Annotated in this window: 22 protein-coding genes; all 22 read left to right on the top strand. The window is 60.1% G+C overall.

The window, feature by feature from the left end; translation table 11 throughout:
* Positions 1-96: EF-Tu C-terminal domain-related protein (locus tag CHB87_RS14155; RefSeq protein ID WP_142988355.1), on the top strand; the 96-nt coding region annotated here is incomplete at its 5' end.
* Between the two features lie 119 nt (positions 97-215).
* On the top strand, positions 216-533 hold the full coding sequence (rpsJ, locus tag CHB87_RS14150) for a 30S ribosomal protein S10 (protein WP_089409071.1): 318 nt from the start codon (positions 216-218) through the stop codon (positions 531-533).
* A gap of 78 nt (positions 534-611) precedes the next feature.
* Positions 612-1,328, top strand: a complete 717-nt coding sequence (gene rplC / locus CHB87_RS14145) for a 50S ribosomal protein L3 (protein ID WP_089409070.1) — start codon at positions 612-614, stop codon at positions 1,326-1,328.
* 119 nt (positions 1,329-1,447) lie between these two features.
* Positions 1,448-2,122 carry a 50S ribosomal protein L4 gene (gene rplD / locus CHB87_RS14140; protein ID WP_089409069.1) on the top strand — a complete coding sequence of 225 codons (675 nt, stop codon included), beginning with the start codon at positions 1,448-1,450 and terminating at the stop codon, positions 2,120-2,122.
* Positions 2,122-2,415, top strand: a complete 294-nt coding sequence (locus tag CHB87_RS14135; RefSeq protein WP_089409068.1) for a 50S ribosomal protein L23 — start codon at positions 2,122-2,124, stop codon at positions 2,413-2,415. The genes rplD and CHB87_RS14135 overlap by 1 nt, the downstream gene beginning before the upstream one ends.
* 102 nt (positions 2,416-2,517) lie before the next feature.
* Positions 2,518-3,342 carry a 50S ribosomal protein L2 gene (rplB, locus tag CHB87_RS14130; protein WP_089409067.1) on the top strand — a complete coding sequence of 275 codons (825 nt, stop codon included), beginning with the start codon at positions 2,518-2,520 and terminating at the stop codon, positions 3,340-3,342.
* A 145-nt stretch (positions 3,343-3,487) separates the two neighbouring features.
* Complete coding sequence (gene rpsS, locus CHB87_RS14125) at positions 3,488-3,778, top strand: 30S ribosomal protein S19 (protein WP_089409066.1); 291 nt, start codon at positions 3,488-3,490, stop codon at positions 3,776-3,778.
* A gap of 72 nt (positions 3,779-3,850) precedes the next feature.
* Positions 3,851-4,345 (top strand): 50S ribosomal protein L22, encoded by a 495-nt coding sequence (gene rplV / locus CHB87_RS14120; RefSeq protein WP_089409065.1) that lies wholly within the window; start codon positions 3,851-3,853, stop codon positions 4,343-4,345.
* A gap of 86 nt (positions 4,346-4,431) precedes the next feature.
* Positions 4,432-5,118: a 30S ribosomal protein S3 gene (gene rpsC / locus CHB87_RS14115; RefSeq protein WP_089409064.1), complete on the top strand. Its 687-nt coding sequence runs from the start codon at positions 4,432-4,434 to the stop codon at positions 5,116-5,118.
* Between the two features lie 78 nt (positions 5,119-5,196).
* Positions 5,197-5,631, top strand: coding sequence for a 50S ribosomal protein L16 (gene rplP / locus CHB87_RS14110; RefSeq protein WP_089409063.1), 435 nt, complete (start codon positions 5,197-5,199; stop codon positions 5,629-5,631).
* Positions 5,632-5,668: 37 nt separating this feature from the next.
* The gene (gene rpmC / locus CHB87_RS14105; RefSeq protein ID WP_089409062.1) at positions 5,669-5,944 is read left to right on the top strand and encodes a 50S ribosomal protein L29; all 276 of its coding nucleotides are present in this window, start codon (positions 5,669-5,671) and stop codon (positions 5,942-5,944) included.
* Positions 5,945-5,946: 2 nt separating this feature from the next.
* Entirely contained in the window at positions 5,947-6,288 is a 342-nt protein-coding gene (gene rpsQ, locus CHB87_RS14100) for a 30S ribosomal protein S17 (protein WP_089409061.1), read from the top strand.
* 76 nt (positions 6,289-6,364) lie between these two features.
* Complete coding sequence (rplN, locus tag CHB87_RS14095; RefSeq protein ID WP_089409060.1) at positions 6,365-6,736, top strand: 50S ribosomal protein L14; 372 nt, start codon at positions 6,365-6,367, stop codon at positions 6,734-6,736.
* A gap of 109 nt (positions 6,737-6,845) precedes the next feature.
* Positions 6,846-7,199, top strand: coding sequence for a 50S ribosomal protein L24 (gene rplX / locus CHB87_RS14090; RefSeq protein WP_089409059.1), 354 nt, complete (start codon positions 6,846-6,848; stop codon positions 7,197-7,199).
* Positions 7,200-7,440: 241 nt separating this feature from the next.
* Entirely contained in the window at positions 7,441-7,989 is a 549-nt protein-coding gene (gene rplE, locus CHB87_RS14085) for a 50S ribosomal protein L5 (RefSeq protein ID WP_089409058.1), read from the top strand.
* A gap of 73 nt (positions 7,990-8,062) precedes the next feature.
* Positions 8,063-8,248 carry a type Z 30S ribosomal protein S14 gene (locus CHB87_RS14080; protein ID WP_089409057.1) on the top strand — a complete coding sequence of 62 codons (186 nt, stop codon included), beginning with the start codon at positions 8,063-8,065 and terminating at the stop codon, positions 8,246-8,248.
* Between the two features lie 108 nt (positions 8,249-8,356).
* Positions 8,357-8,755: a 30S ribosomal protein S8 gene (gene rpsH / locus CHB87_RS14075; RefSeq protein WP_089409056.1), complete on the top strand. Its 399-nt coding sequence runs from the start codon at positions 8,357-8,359 to the stop codon at positions 8,753-8,755.
* A 181-nt stretch (positions 8,756-8,936) separates the two neighbouring features.
* Complete coding sequence (gene rplF / locus CHB87_RS14070; RefSeq protein ID WP_089409055.1) at positions 8,937-9,476, top strand: 50S ribosomal protein L6; 540 nt, start codon at positions 8,937-8,939, stop codon at positions 9,474-9,476.
* Between the two features lie 181 nt (positions 9,477-9,657).
* Positions 9,658-10,023: a 50S ribosomal protein L18 gene (gene rplR, locus CHB87_RS14065; RefSeq protein WP_089409054.1), complete on the top strand. Its 366-nt coding sequence runs from the start codon at positions 9,658-9,660 to the stop codon at positions 10,021-10,023.
* A 44-nt stretch (positions 10,024-10,067) separates the two neighbouring features.
* The gene (rpsE, locus tag CHB87_RS14060) at positions 10,068-10,574 is read left to right on the top strand and encodes a 30S ribosomal protein S5 (RefSeq protein WP_089409053.1); all 507 of its coding nucleotides are present in this window, start codon (positions 10,068-10,070) and stop codon (positions 10,572-10,574) included.
* Positions 10,575-10,604: 30 nt separating this feature from the next.
* Positions 10,605-10,790: a 50S ribosomal protein L30 gene (gene rpmD, locus CHB87_RS14055; protein WP_089409052.1), complete on the top strand. Its 186-nt coding sequence runs from the start codon at positions 10,605-10,607 to the stop codon at positions 10,788-10,790.
* Positions 10,791-10,856: 66 nt separating this feature from the next.
* Positions 10,857-11,321 (top strand): 50S ribosomal protein L15, encoded by a 465-nt coding sequence (rplO, locus tag CHB87_RS14050; protein WP_089409103.1) that lies wholly within the window; start codon positions 10,857-10,859, stop codon positions 11,319-11,321.
* Positions 11,322-11,345 lie beyond the last annotated feature (24 nt).

Raw genomic sequence — 11,345 nt, 5'->3', positions numbered from 1 at the left:
CACACGCCGGTCGCGATGGAGAAGGGTCTGCGCTTCGCCATCCGTGAGGGTGGACGTACCGTCGGCGCGGGCACGATCTCCGAGATCATCAAGTAGCGCTGCTAGTGGTTAGTTGTTCGTGAGTAGTGTTAGCAAATCGAGGGCTGCCGTTCGGTGTAGAGGTTGATCGGCGGCAGCCACTCCAAGCGATCTTTGAACTAAGAAAGAGACTTACCATGGCTGGACAGAGAATCAGAATTCGTTTGAAGGCATATGACTACCGCGTGCTGGACCAGTCGACCGGCGAGATCGTCGAGACGGCAAAGCGCACGGGAGCCCAGGTTGCGGGTCCCATCCCGCTCCCGACCATGAAGAACAAGTATTGCGTTCTGCGTTCGCCCCACGTAGACAAGAAGTCGCGCGAGGCCTTCGAGATCCGCACGCACAAGCGCCTGATCGACATCCTCGAGCCCACGCAGCAGACGGTGGACGCGCTCATGAAGCTCGATCTTCCCGCCGGCGTCGATGTCGAAATCAAGACGGTTCAGAAGTAGTTCGAAGATAACGAAAGATAAACCCCGGCAGTGCCTCAACTTACTCAGTCGAAGGCATGATGAGGAAAGGAAGCAACAATGTCAGTAATCGGTATTCTCGGTAAGAAAATCGGCATGACCCAGATCTTCGATGAGCGCGGCGACGTTCATCCGGTCACCGTTCTCAAGGCAGGCCCCTGCGTGATCACGCAGCTCAAGACGCTGGCGAATGATGGTTACGAAGCTGCACAGATCGGCTATGTCGATTTCGTCAAGGCCTCGCGCGTCACCAAGGCGATGAACGGTCACTTCGCGAAGTCGAATGTACCCCCGGTCAAGGTCATCAAGGAAGTTGGCTTTGAGGCTGGTTCCGAAGTAAAGGCTGGCGATCGCGTTCTGGTCGACATCTTCGAGAACGAGCGTTTTGTCGATGTCATCGGCACCTCGAAGGGCCGCGGCTTCGCAGGCGTCATTCGCCGCCACGGCTTCGGTGGCGGACCCAAGTCTCACGGTCACATGTTCCAGGTGCAGGGTTCGATCGGCGCTTCTTCGTTCCCCTCGCGCGTCTTCCCGGGCCAGCGCATGCCGGGTCACATGGGCGCGGTGCAGATTACCGTACGCAACCTCCGCATCCGCGCGATCGACGTTGAGGACAACCTCATCCTCGTCGAAGGCGCGGTACCCGGACATCGCGACGGCTTCGTGCTGATCTCGAAGGCCAAGACCCCGCCGCGCGAGCGTCGTGGATTCGCCGGAGCCGCCACGAAGGACGCTCTGAAGGCTTCGAAGAAGGCTGCTCCGAGCAAGAAGAAGTAAAGAAAGACGACAAAGAGCTTTTAGTTTTTTGTTTCAATGGTTATACCGAGCCGCCGGATTCGCGGACAAGCAAAGGGAAGGCCCACCGCATCGATGGTGGGCAAGAAGAGAGAGTTACGATGGCAAGCATCAACGTAGTCAATCTCGCTGGGACCAAAGTCGGGGAGTTCGATCTCCTCGACGAGGTCTTCCCGGCGGAGATCAACGATGGTCTGCTCTGGGAGGCCGTGAAGCACTACCGCGCGGCTCTGCGCCAGGGTACGGCGGCAACGAAGACCCGTAAGAACGTCTCGGGTGCGGGCAAGAAGCTGTGGAAGCAGAAGGGGACCGGCCGCGCACGCGTCGGCTCCATCCGCACCCCGCTCTGGCGTGGCGGCGGCACGGTCCACGGACCTCAGCCGCGCAGCTATGAGTATCAGTTCCCGAAGAAGAAGCTGATGGGCGCGCTCCGCTCGGCCATCGCCGCGAAGATCGCCGACGGCAAGTTCACGATCGTCGACTCGTTCGCCGTCGCCGAGGGCAAGACCAAGCTGTACCGCACGGCGCTGAACAAGCTCGAAGCCGGTAAGACCACGCTGCTGGTCGAGTCGAGCCGCAAGCTGGACGAGAACCTTTACCTGGGCTCGCGCAACCTGCAGGGCGTGGAGCTGGTTCTGAGCTCCGAGGTTCACCCGTATGACCTGCTTCGCTACGAGCATGCGATCTTCTCGAAGGACGCGCTCGAAGCCATTCAGGAGACGCTGAAGAAGTCCGTCTCCAAGCGTCAGCTCGCTGCGCAGAAGGAGGTTGCATAATGCCTACCCTCTATACCGTAATCCGTCGTCCGGTCATCACCGAAAAAGGCATGACCGTCAAGGAAGTCCAGAACACCCTGGTGTTCGAGGTCGACCTGAAGGCGACCAAGACCGAAGTGAAGCAGGCTGTCGAGACCTTGTTCAAGGTCAAGGTCAACGGCGTTCGCACCGCGATCGTCGAAGGCAAGGAGCGTCGCCGTGGCCGTTACGCCGGCTACCGCCCCGACTGGAAGAAGGCTTATGTCCGTCTCGCTGAAGGACAGAAGATGCCTGAGTATCTCAACAGCATCTAAGCGCAGTTCTTAGTTGCTAGTGATTAGCAAATTAGTAAAGACAAGATGGACCTAACTGGAGAGTGGCCCCCGTGTGGGGCCTGCCAGGAGAATGGAATAACGATGCCGATTAAATCTTTTCGACCGATTACCCCGACGCTGCGCTTCCAGACGAAGCTCGTCAACGACGACATTACGACGAACGAGCCGTACAAGCCGCTTCTGGGCGTAAAGCCGCGCACCGGTGGACGTAACAGCTCCGGCGCCATGACCATCCGCCACCAGGGCGGCGGTCACAAGCAGAAGCTGCGCCTGATCGACTTCAAGCGCGACAAGTTCGGTATCCCCGCAACCGTCGCGACCATCGAGTACGACCCGAACCGCAGCTCGCGCATCGCGCTGGTGCATTACGCGGATGGTGAGAAGCGCTACATCATTCAGCCGGTCGGTCTGACGGTTGGGCAGAAGATCATGAGCGGCCCCGATGCCGATATTCTCGTCGGCAACGCACTGCCGCTCAAGAACATCCCGATCGGTACAATCGTTCACAACATCGAGCTGCGTCCCGGTAAGGGCGCGCAGATGGCCCGCTCGGCCGGCGCACAGGTCAACCTGATCGCCAAGGAAGGCGCATACGCGCTGCTGAAGCTGCCCTCCGGTGAGACCCGCAAGGTTCTGGTCGAGTGCATGGCGACCATCGGCCAGGTAGGCAACACCGATCACGAGAATGTGACGATCGGTAAGGCCGGCCGCAACCGCTGGAAGGGTATTCGCCCCGCCAACCGCGGTGTCTCGATGAACCCCGTCGATCACCCGCACGGCGGTGGTGAAGGTAAGACCTCCGGCGGACGTCACCCGGTAACTCCGTGGGGCCAGCCGACCCGTGGATACAAGACCCGCAACAACAAGCGGACCGACGTATTCATCGTGAAGCGCCGTCAGAAGTAAGTCGTTGTAGTTGGTTAGTCGCTAGTTGTTAGTGGTTAGCTTCTGTAGTTCGTGACTTGTAGCAGCACCAAAGGGCAACACCAAGTCTCGCACCTAAGAGATTCGTCGTATTCAGCATGTAACAGGAAATATGGAGTAAGGACATATGTCACGTTCCGCCAAGAAGGGCCCTTTCATCGACGGCCATCTCCTGACCAAGATCACGGTCATGAATCAGACAAACGACAAGAAGGTTCTGCGCACCTGGTCGCGTCGTTCGACCATCTTCCCGGAGATGGTCGGACACACGATCGCGGTGCACAACGGCCGCAAGTTCATCCCGGTGTATGTGACCGAGAACATGGTCGGCCACAAGCTGGGCGAGTTCTCCGCTACCCGCACGTTCAAGGGTCACTCCGCACGCGCCGGCGAGACCTCGGCGAAGCCGAAGAGCTAAGCCGCACCGTTCCAGTAACCAGATAGTATTCGCCGTTACGAAACGGCAGGAAGTCTCCGAAGGACGAAGATCATGGCTAAGGCAGTTGCACCAATTCGAGAGTTTCGCGCTGAAGCAAAGTTTCAGCGCACCAGCCCGCAGAAGGCGAAGCTGGTCCTTGACACCATCAAGGGCCTGCGCGTCGAGGCTGCCATCAATGCAGTTCACTTCAGCACCAAGCGCATGGCTCCGGTGATTGAGAAGGTGTTGCAGTCCGCGATCGCGAACGCAGCGCACCTCTCGAGCGAGCAGGGCTTGGATGTCGATGTCGACAACCTGTTTGTGAAGACCGCCGTCGCCAACGAAGGCCCGCGCCTCAAGCGCATTCGGCCTGCGCCGATGGGTCGCGCGTTCCGCTACCAGCGCCGTCTCTGCCACATCATTGTGACGGTAGCCGAGAAGCCGGTCGTCGAGCAGGGCGTCAAGAAGTCGGCGCCCGCGACCCCGGCAACCAAGGCGGCAGGCAAGCCTGCGGCAAAGAAGCCGGCAGCCAAGAAGGCCGCCACCAAGAAGCCGGTCGCCGCGTAGTTCGCAGCCTCCATTCAGGGTAAGATTAAAGTTTCGGAACATAGGCCGCCGGCTCAACCGGAGAGGGCCTGGAGTAAAGGGAAGCTATGGGACAGAAAGTCCATCCGTATGGGTTTCGCCTCGGCATCAACAAGCCGTGGAAGTCGCGCTGGTTTGTAGAGCGTGGCTATGACAAGCTGCTTGTCGAGGACGTCAAGCTCAAGGCCGAGCTGCGCGAGAAGCTGAAGGCCGCCGGCGTATCGTCGGTCGAGGTCGAGCGTCCGGGCAACAAGCTGCGCCTGATCATCCGCACCGCGCGTCCGGGCATCATCATCGGTCGCAAGGGCGCCGAGATCGACAAGCTGAAGGCAGACATTCAGAAGCGCACCTCGCGCGAGGTCTTCATCGACATCCTCGAGGTCAACAAGCCGGAGCTCGATGCTCAGCTTGTCTCCGAGGCGATCGCTCTGCAGCTCGAGAAGCGCGTCAGCTTCCGTCGCGCGATGCGCAAGTCGGTCGATTCGGCTCTGCGTTTCGGCTGCAAGGGTATCAAGGTCCGTGTATCGGGCCGTCTGAACGGCAACGAAATTGCGCGTTCGGAGTGGTATCTGCAGGGCCGTCTGCCGCTGCACACGCTGCGTGCGGACATCGACTACGGCTTCTCCGAGGCGCACACCACCTACGGGATCATCGGCGTCAAGACCTGGGTCTACCGCGGCGATATCTACGAGGCGCGCAAGCGTCGCGACCAGGGTGCATCCACCCCGGTGACCACGGGCGCCTTCACGGCATAAGCAATTTTCCCGGCTCTGCCGGAGAACGACTACGTTCGGGCGAGTACGCCTCGCCCGAACCTCTAAGAGGGTTTCATCATGTTGATGCCAAAGAAGGTAAAGTTCCGCAAGCAGCAGCGCGGCCGTATGAAGGGCAAGGCCTGGCGTGGCTCCGATCTCTCGTTCGGCGACTACGGCCTGAAGGTCATGGAGTGCGGTTACATCACCGACCGCCAGATCGAGGCAAGCCGTATCGCGATGACGCGTTTCATCAAGCGTGGCGGTAAGGTCTGGCTCCGTCTCTTCCCGGACAAGCCGATCACGAAGAAGCCGGCCGAAACCCGTATGGGTAAGGGCAAGGGCGCTCCGGATCACTGGGTTTGCGTCGTCCGTCCTGGCCGCATCCTGTTCGAGATGGAGGGCGTTACGCCCGAGCTCGCGAAGGAAGCGATGCGCCTGGCGGCTCACAAGCTGCCGCTGAAGACGAGCTTCGTCCAGCGCCACGACGTCAAGGTCACCGTAGCCGCGAAGTAGTTCCGGCCGCACTGTTGAAGATTGAAGAAGGATAATCATGGAACTCGAAAAGATCCGCACACTGAGTGACGAAGAGTTGGTGAAGGCCGAGCTGAGCGCGGCTGAGCAGCTCTTCCGTCTCCGCTTCCAGAAGAGCCTCGGCAACCAGGAGGGCATCAAGAAGCTGCGTGTCCTCAAGCTGGATATCGCCCGCTCGAAGACTGTTGCCCGCGAGCGCGTCATCGCCGCCGACAAGGCAGCCAACCCCGCGGTGGTGAACGCCGCTCCGGCCAAGAGCACCCGCACCGACCGCAAGAAAGCGAAGAAGGCATAACTATGACCGAGACCAATACCACTCCGGCGACCGCCACCACGGCTGAGCCCACAACGCGCCGCAACGAGAAGGTTGGGATCGTCGTCTCGACCAAGATGCAGAAGACGATCGTCGTTGAGATCGAGATGCGCAAGGCGCACCCCAAGTACAAGCGCGTCATGAAGTCGAACAAGAAGTTCTACGCGCATGACGAGCAGAACTCGGCTCGCCTGGGCGATGTCGTCCGCATCCGCGAGGCGCGTCCGCTCTCGAAGCTGAAGCGCTGGTCGCTTGAGGAGATCGTTCGCCGTTCTTCTCTGTCGGACGTCAAGGATGTCGCTCCGGTCGCCGTCGAAGCCAAGTAGTTCAGGGAATAGGGACTAGGGATTGAACCCAAGCCCTTTGTGTTGACGGAGCCCCTGCGGCTCCGAGGAGATTGAAATGTCAGTACAAATGCGTACCATCCTTGAAGTGGCCGACAACTCCGGCGCCCGCAAGCTGCAGGTCATCCTGCCGCTTGGTGGCGGCCTGGGCAAGAAGGCCGGCCTCGGGGACGTCGTGACGGCTGCGGTGAAGGAAGCTTCGCCCGACGGCACGGTCAAGAAGGGCAAGGTCGTCAAGGCTGTGATCGTACGTCTGCGCAAGGAAGCGCGTCGCCGCGATGGCACGTACATCCGGTTCGACTCGAACGCTGCCGTGGTGATCAACGACGGTAACGAGCCGGTCGGCACCCGCGTCTTCGGACCGGTCGCCCGTGAGCTGCGCGAGAAGAAGTTCCTCAAGATCGTCTCGCTGGCCCCCGAAGTCATCTAGTTTTCGGCTGTGAGTTCCGGCTCGCAGCTCGCCTTTTCGCACCATTCACCTGCGGAGCAAGTCCGCAAGGCCGTCCGGCGGAAACAGCCGGCGGATACGGAGTAACACGATGCCTACCAAGTTCAAGCCTGTTGTGAAGTCGAAGATCAAGATCAAGCGCAACGACGAAGTCATTGTCATCGCCGGTAAGGATAAGGGCAAGAAGGGCCGCGTTCTGCGCGTGCTCGCCGACAAGAACCGCGTCCTGGTCCAGGGCGTGATGATGATGAAGAAGCACGTGAAGCCGAACCCCCAGAAGAACATCCAGGGTGGCATCGCGGAGCAGGAAGCGACGATCCACATCTCGAACGTGCAACTGGTCGACGGTGAAGGCAAGGCAACGAAGGTTGGAACGCGCGTCGAAGGCGATAAGAACGTCCGCTACGCGAAGACCACCGGCGCGGCGCTCCCCGTCAAGAAGTAACTCTCTGGTTTGTCGGAACGTCGATAGAAATTCCAGTTTAACTGGAATTTCTATCGACATGCGGTGCGTCCGGCCTGTACACTAGGAAACTGTGTGCCAAAGGCGCACGGCTGCACTCAATGCAGTAACGGTTCACCCCACGAAACGGTAAACGCGAAGTCGAGTTCCCGGCCCAGGCCGAACCACCCAGGGAAGACCCTCTTCACTACTCCGAACACCGTGGAGAAAGCGAAATTCCATCATGGCGTCACGTCTGCGTGAAAAGTACGACTCCGAAATCAAGGAGTCGGTGAAGAAGGAACTCGGCATCACCAATGCAATGGCCGTGCCGAAGCTCGAAAAGATCGTCATCAACATGGGTCTGGGCGAAGCGACCCAGAACGTGAAGATTATCGATCCGCTGGTGGCCGACCTGGCCGCGATTACCGGCCAGAAGCCGGTGACGACCAAGGCGAAGAAGTCGATCGCGCAGTTCAAGGTGCGTGAAGGCATGCCGATCGGCGCGATGGTCACCCTGCGCGGCGATAAAATGTACGAGTTTCTCGATCGCCTGATCTCGGTGGCTCTGCCCCGCGTCCGCGACTTCCGCGGCGTGTCGTCCAAGAGCTTCGACGGTCGCGGCAACTACACGCTGGGTCTGCGCGACCAGCTGATCTTCGCTGAAATCGACTACGCGAAGGTCGACAAGACCAAGGGTATGAACGTGACCATCGTCACGACCTCGCCCGACGACAACGGCGCTCGCACCCTGCTGAAGGCCTTCGGTATGCCCTTCCGCGTTGGCGCCTAAGATTCAACGACACTCCCCTGAGCGGTAGCCGCTCGGGGGATAAGGTTTCAAAGAAGATAGGATAGTCCAGATCATGGCAACTACTGCAAAGCGCGTCAAAGACGCCCGCGTCCCGAAGTTCAAGTCTCGCCAGCACAACCGCTGCCAGCTCTGCGGCCGTCCTCGCGCGTTCCTCCGCAAGTTTGGCGTATGCCGTCTCTGCTTCCGCTCGCTCGCTCTCAAGGGTGAGATTCCGGGCGTCGTCAAGTCGAGCTGGTAGTTTTCACGGGCCGAGGCTTCCGCTTCGGTCCCGCTTTACCGCAGCAAACACTCCCGCTGGTTCTCGAAGAGACACTTCGGGCGAACGGGGAGTGTCATTGGAGATGGAATGAATCTGACCGACCCTGTAGCAGACTTTTTGACCCGCATCCGTAACTCCATGCGCGCCCGCCACCAGAAGCTGGACGCTCCTGCCTCGAAGCTGAAGAGCGAGATCGCCCGTATCCTGAAGGAAGAGGGCTATATCGCGAACTACAAGGCGACCGAGGAAGACGGCCAGAAGGTCATCCGCGTTTACCTGAAGTACGGCCCGAACAATGAGGCTGTCATTCGCGACCTGAAGCGCGTCTCGCGCCCCGGCTGCCGCGTATATCTCGGCAAGAACGAGATCCGCCGCGTACAGGGTGGTCTTGGTATCTCGATCATGACGACGCCCAAGGGTGTCATGACCGGCCGCCAGGCGCGCCGCGAAGGTGTTGGCGGAGAGCTTCTCGCTGAGGTCTGGTAACTTCAACGGACTTTGGGAGATCGCGCGTAGTTGGCCGATAGCTCCTTGCCGAAGTCTGGTAGACCTGGCCTGGTAATTTCACGTATTTAGTTCGACAGCGGCTCAGGCCGCCGGCTGCAGTGGAAGGTCGGGATGCTCGCATGCATCCCGACCAGACTCGCAAGCCACCCAAGGAAATCTCATGTCCCGTATTGGTAAGAAGCCGATCGCGCTGCCCGCAGGCGTCAAGTACACGATCGAAGATGGCAAGTTCAACGTCACCGGGCCCAAGGGCAAGGTCTCCGCGCTGATCGCGACCGGTATCACGGTCGTCGAGAAGGACGGTCACCTGATCGTTGAGCGTGAGAACGATAAGCTCTCGGGCTTCCACGGCCTCACCCGCGCCCTGGTCTTCAACGCCGTCACCGGCGTGACCACCGGCTGGACGAAGGATCTCGACATCGTCGGCATCGGTTATCGCGCCGAGCTGAAGGGTAAGGGCATGGTCGTATTCACGCTCGGCTACTCTCACCCGATCGAGTTCCCGCTGCCCACCGGCATCGAAGTCACCATCGATCCCAAGCAGCTCCACCTGACCATCGCAGGCATCGATCGCCAGCAGGTCGGACAGGTCGCCGCCGACATGCGCTCGCTGCGCAAGCCGGATCCCTACAAGAACAAGGGCGTTCGCTACACCGGCGAGAAGCTGAAGAAGAAGGTCGGAAAGACGGGCGCGAAGTAACTCCGAGATGCCGGGGCCAAAGCAGCATGAAGAACCTGCTGCTCTGGCTCCCGCTTCTCCGGTGCCGCCTCGGCTCTACCGGCCTAAGTACCGTGCCCCGATCCTAAGGATCTCGACCCGGTGCCCAAAACATTACCGAACGTCCGCAGCACTCTGCGTACGCCACTAGGAAGGAATCACCATGATCAAGCCCCGCGAACGTAACGTAATCCGCCAGCGCGTCCACACCCGCATCCGCGAGAAGATGTCCGGCACCGCCGAGCGTCCCCGCCTCAATGTGTACCGCTCGCTCAACCACATCTACACCCAGCTGATCGACGATCTCAACGGCGTGACGATCGCCGCTGCCTCTTCGATGACCAAGAAGGGTGAAGAGGCCGTCTACGGCGGCAACATCGAGGCCGCCAAGCTGGTGGGCAAGCTCATCGCCGAGCGCGGTATCGAGAAGGGCGTCAAGAAGGTCGTATTCGACCGTGGCGGCTACCTGTATCACGGTCGCGTGAAGGCTCTCGCAGAGGCCGCACGCGAGGCTGGACTCGACTTCTAAGCAGTAGCCACCCCACAAGTTTCGATTTAGACAGGATAAATACTATGGCAATCCGCAAGAAACTCGACGCCAACCGCCTCAACCTCAAGGACGAGGTTGTTTCGATCAACCGCGTCACGAAGGTCGTCAAGGGCGGTAAGAACATGTCGTTCGCGGCTCTGGTCGTCATCGGCGACCCGGCTGAAGGCGTGGTCGGCTACGGCTCCGGCAAGGCGAAGGAAGTTCCCCAGGCGATCCGCAAGGGCATCGAAGCCGCCAAGAAGAACCTCTTCAAGATCAACCTCACCGAGACGACCATCCCGCACCAGGTTCTGGGCCACTTCGGCGCAGGCCAGGTGATGTTGAAGCCGGCTCCGGAAGGTACTGGCGTCATCGCCGGCAAGACGGTTCGCGCCGTCATGACTTCGGCCGGCATCCAGAACGTGCTCACCAAGTCGCTCGGCACCGCCAATCCGCACAACGTGGTCAAGGCGACGTTCGACGCTCTGGTCCAACTGCGCGACCGCGCTGAAGTTGCGGCGCTGCGTGGCAAGTCCGTCGACGAGCTGTAAAAACTTTCAGATTCAGGTCGGAGAAGAACAATGGCAGACAAGGCAACATTCAAGCTTCAGTACTTCCGTTCGATGATCTGCACGCCGGTCAAGCACAAGCTCGTCATCAAGGGTCTTGGCTTCACGCGTCTCAATCAGGTCGTCGTCCGCGAGGACTCCCCCTCGATCCGTGGCATGGTGGCAAAGGTTCCGCACCTCGTCCGTATCGTCGACTAATTTCGTTTCACAACCATATGCGAGTCGGATCGGCATACCCTGCCGCCGGCGTTGAGCGAGGACAACATGGCAATTCGTAATCTTTCCAATCTGCGTCCGCCCACCAAGGCGAATGAAAACAAGAAGCGCGTCGGCCGCGGTATGGGTTCGGGCATGGGTAAGACCTCGACCCGTGGACACAAGGGTCAGGGCTCGCGTTCGGGTTCGTCCCTGATGCGCGGCTTCGAGGGCGGCCAGATGCCGCTTCACCGTCGTCTGCCGAAGCGCGGCTTCACCAACATCTTCCGCGTGGAGTACACCGTGGTCGGTCTCGATCGTCTGGCTGAGATCAACGCCGCGACCGGAACCGCCGAGTTCTCGCTCGAGAAGATCGTTGAGCTGAACCTGCTTCGCCGCAAGAACGGCCTGATCAAGGTGCTGAACAACGGCGAGATCAAGGCAGCCATCACCGTCCATGCGCACAAGTTCTCGGCGTCGGCCAAGGCCGCCATCGAGGCTGCCGGCGGACAGGCGATTCTGATTGGCGCGTAATCTGCGATAGCATGGCAAGCGGGG

Origin of the sequence: Granulicella rosea (assembly GCF_900188085.1) — a bacterium.
Lineage (GTDB): Bacteria > Acidobacteriota > Terriglobia > Terriglobales > Acidobacteriaceae > Edaphobacter > Edaphobacter rosea.
This window is presented reverse-complemented; position numbering and strand designations above follow the sequence as displayed.

Bases quoted from the DNA above. Each gene is read 5' to 3' on its own strand.
- rpsJ (WP_089409071.1), top strand. From the start codon at position 216: ATGGCTGGACAGAGAATCAGAATTCGTTTGAAGGCATATGACTACCGC.
- rplC (WP_089409070.1), top strand. From the start codon at position 612: ATGTCAGTAATCGGTATTCTCGGTAAGAAAATCGGCATGACCCAGATC.
- rplD (WP_089409069.1), top strand. From the start codon at position 1,448: ATGGCAAGCATCAACGTAGTCAATCTCGCTGGGACCAAAGTCGGGGAG.
- CHB87_RS14135 (WP_089409068.1), top strand. From the start codon at position 2,122: ATGCCTACCCTCTATACCGTAATCCGTCGTCCGGTCATCACCGAAAAA.
- rplB (WP_089409067.1), top strand. From the start codon at position 2,518: ATGCCGATTAAATCTTTTCGACCGATTACCCCGACGCTGCGCTTCCAG.
- rpsS (WP_089409066.1), top strand. From the start codon at position 3,488: ATGTCACGTTCCGCCAAGAAGGGCCCTTTCATCGACGGCCATCTCCTG.
- rplV (WP_089409065.1), top strand. From the start codon at position 3,851: ATGGCTAAGGCAGTTGCACCAATTCGAGAGTTTCGCGCTGAAGCAAAG.
- rpsC (WP_089409064.1), top strand. From the start codon at position 4,432: ATGGGACAGAAAGTCCATCCGTATGGGTTTCGCCTCGGCATCAACAAG.
- rplP (WP_089409063.1), top strand. From the start codon at position 5,197: ATGTTGATGCCAAAGAAGGTAAAGTTCCGCAAGCAGCAGCGCGGCCGT.
- rpmC (WP_089409062.1), top strand. From the start codon at position 5,669: ATGGAACTCGAAAAGATCCGCACACTGAGTGACGAAGAGTTGGTGAAG.
- rpsQ (WP_089409061.1), top strand. From the start codon at position 5,947: ATGACCGAGACCAATACCACTCCGGCGACCGCCACCACGGCTGAGCCC.
- rplN (WP_089409060.1), top strand. From the start codon at position 6,365: ATGTCAGTACAAATGCGTACCATCCTTGAAGTGGCCGACAACTCCGGC.
- rplX (WP_089409059.1), top strand. From the start codon at position 6,846: ATGCCTACCAAGTTCAAGCCTGTTGTGAAGTCGAAGATCAAGATCAAG.
- rplE (WP_089409058.1), top strand. From the start codon at position 7,441: ATGGCGTCACGTCTGCGTGAAAAGTACGACTCCGAAATCAAGGAGTCG.
- CHB87_RS14080 (WP_089409057.1), top strand. From the start codon at position 8,063: ATGGCAACTACTGCAAAGCGCGTCAAAGACGCCCGCGTCCCGAAGTTC.
- rpsH (WP_089409056.1), top strand. From the start codon at position 8,357: ATGAATCTGACCGACCCTGTAGCAGACTTTTTGACCCGCATCCGTAAC.
- rplF (WP_089409055.1), top strand. From the start codon at position 8,937: ATGTCCCGTATTGGTAAGAAGCCGATCGCGCTGCCCGCAGGCGTCAAG.
- rplR (WP_089409054.1), top strand. From the start codon at position 9,658: ATGATCAAGCCCCGCGAACGTAACGTAATCCGCCAGCGCGTCCACACC.
- rpsE (WP_089409053.1), top strand. From the start codon at position 10,068: ATGGCAATCCGCAAGAAACTCGACGCCAACCGCCTCAACCTCAAGGAC.
- rpmD (WP_089409052.1), top strand. From the start codon at position 10,605: ATGGCAGACAAGGCAACATTCAAGCTTCAGTACTTCCGTTCGATGATC.
- rplO (WP_089409103.1), top strand. From the start codon at position 10,857: ATGGCAATTCGTAATCTTTCCAATCTGCGTCCGCCCACCAAGGCGAAT.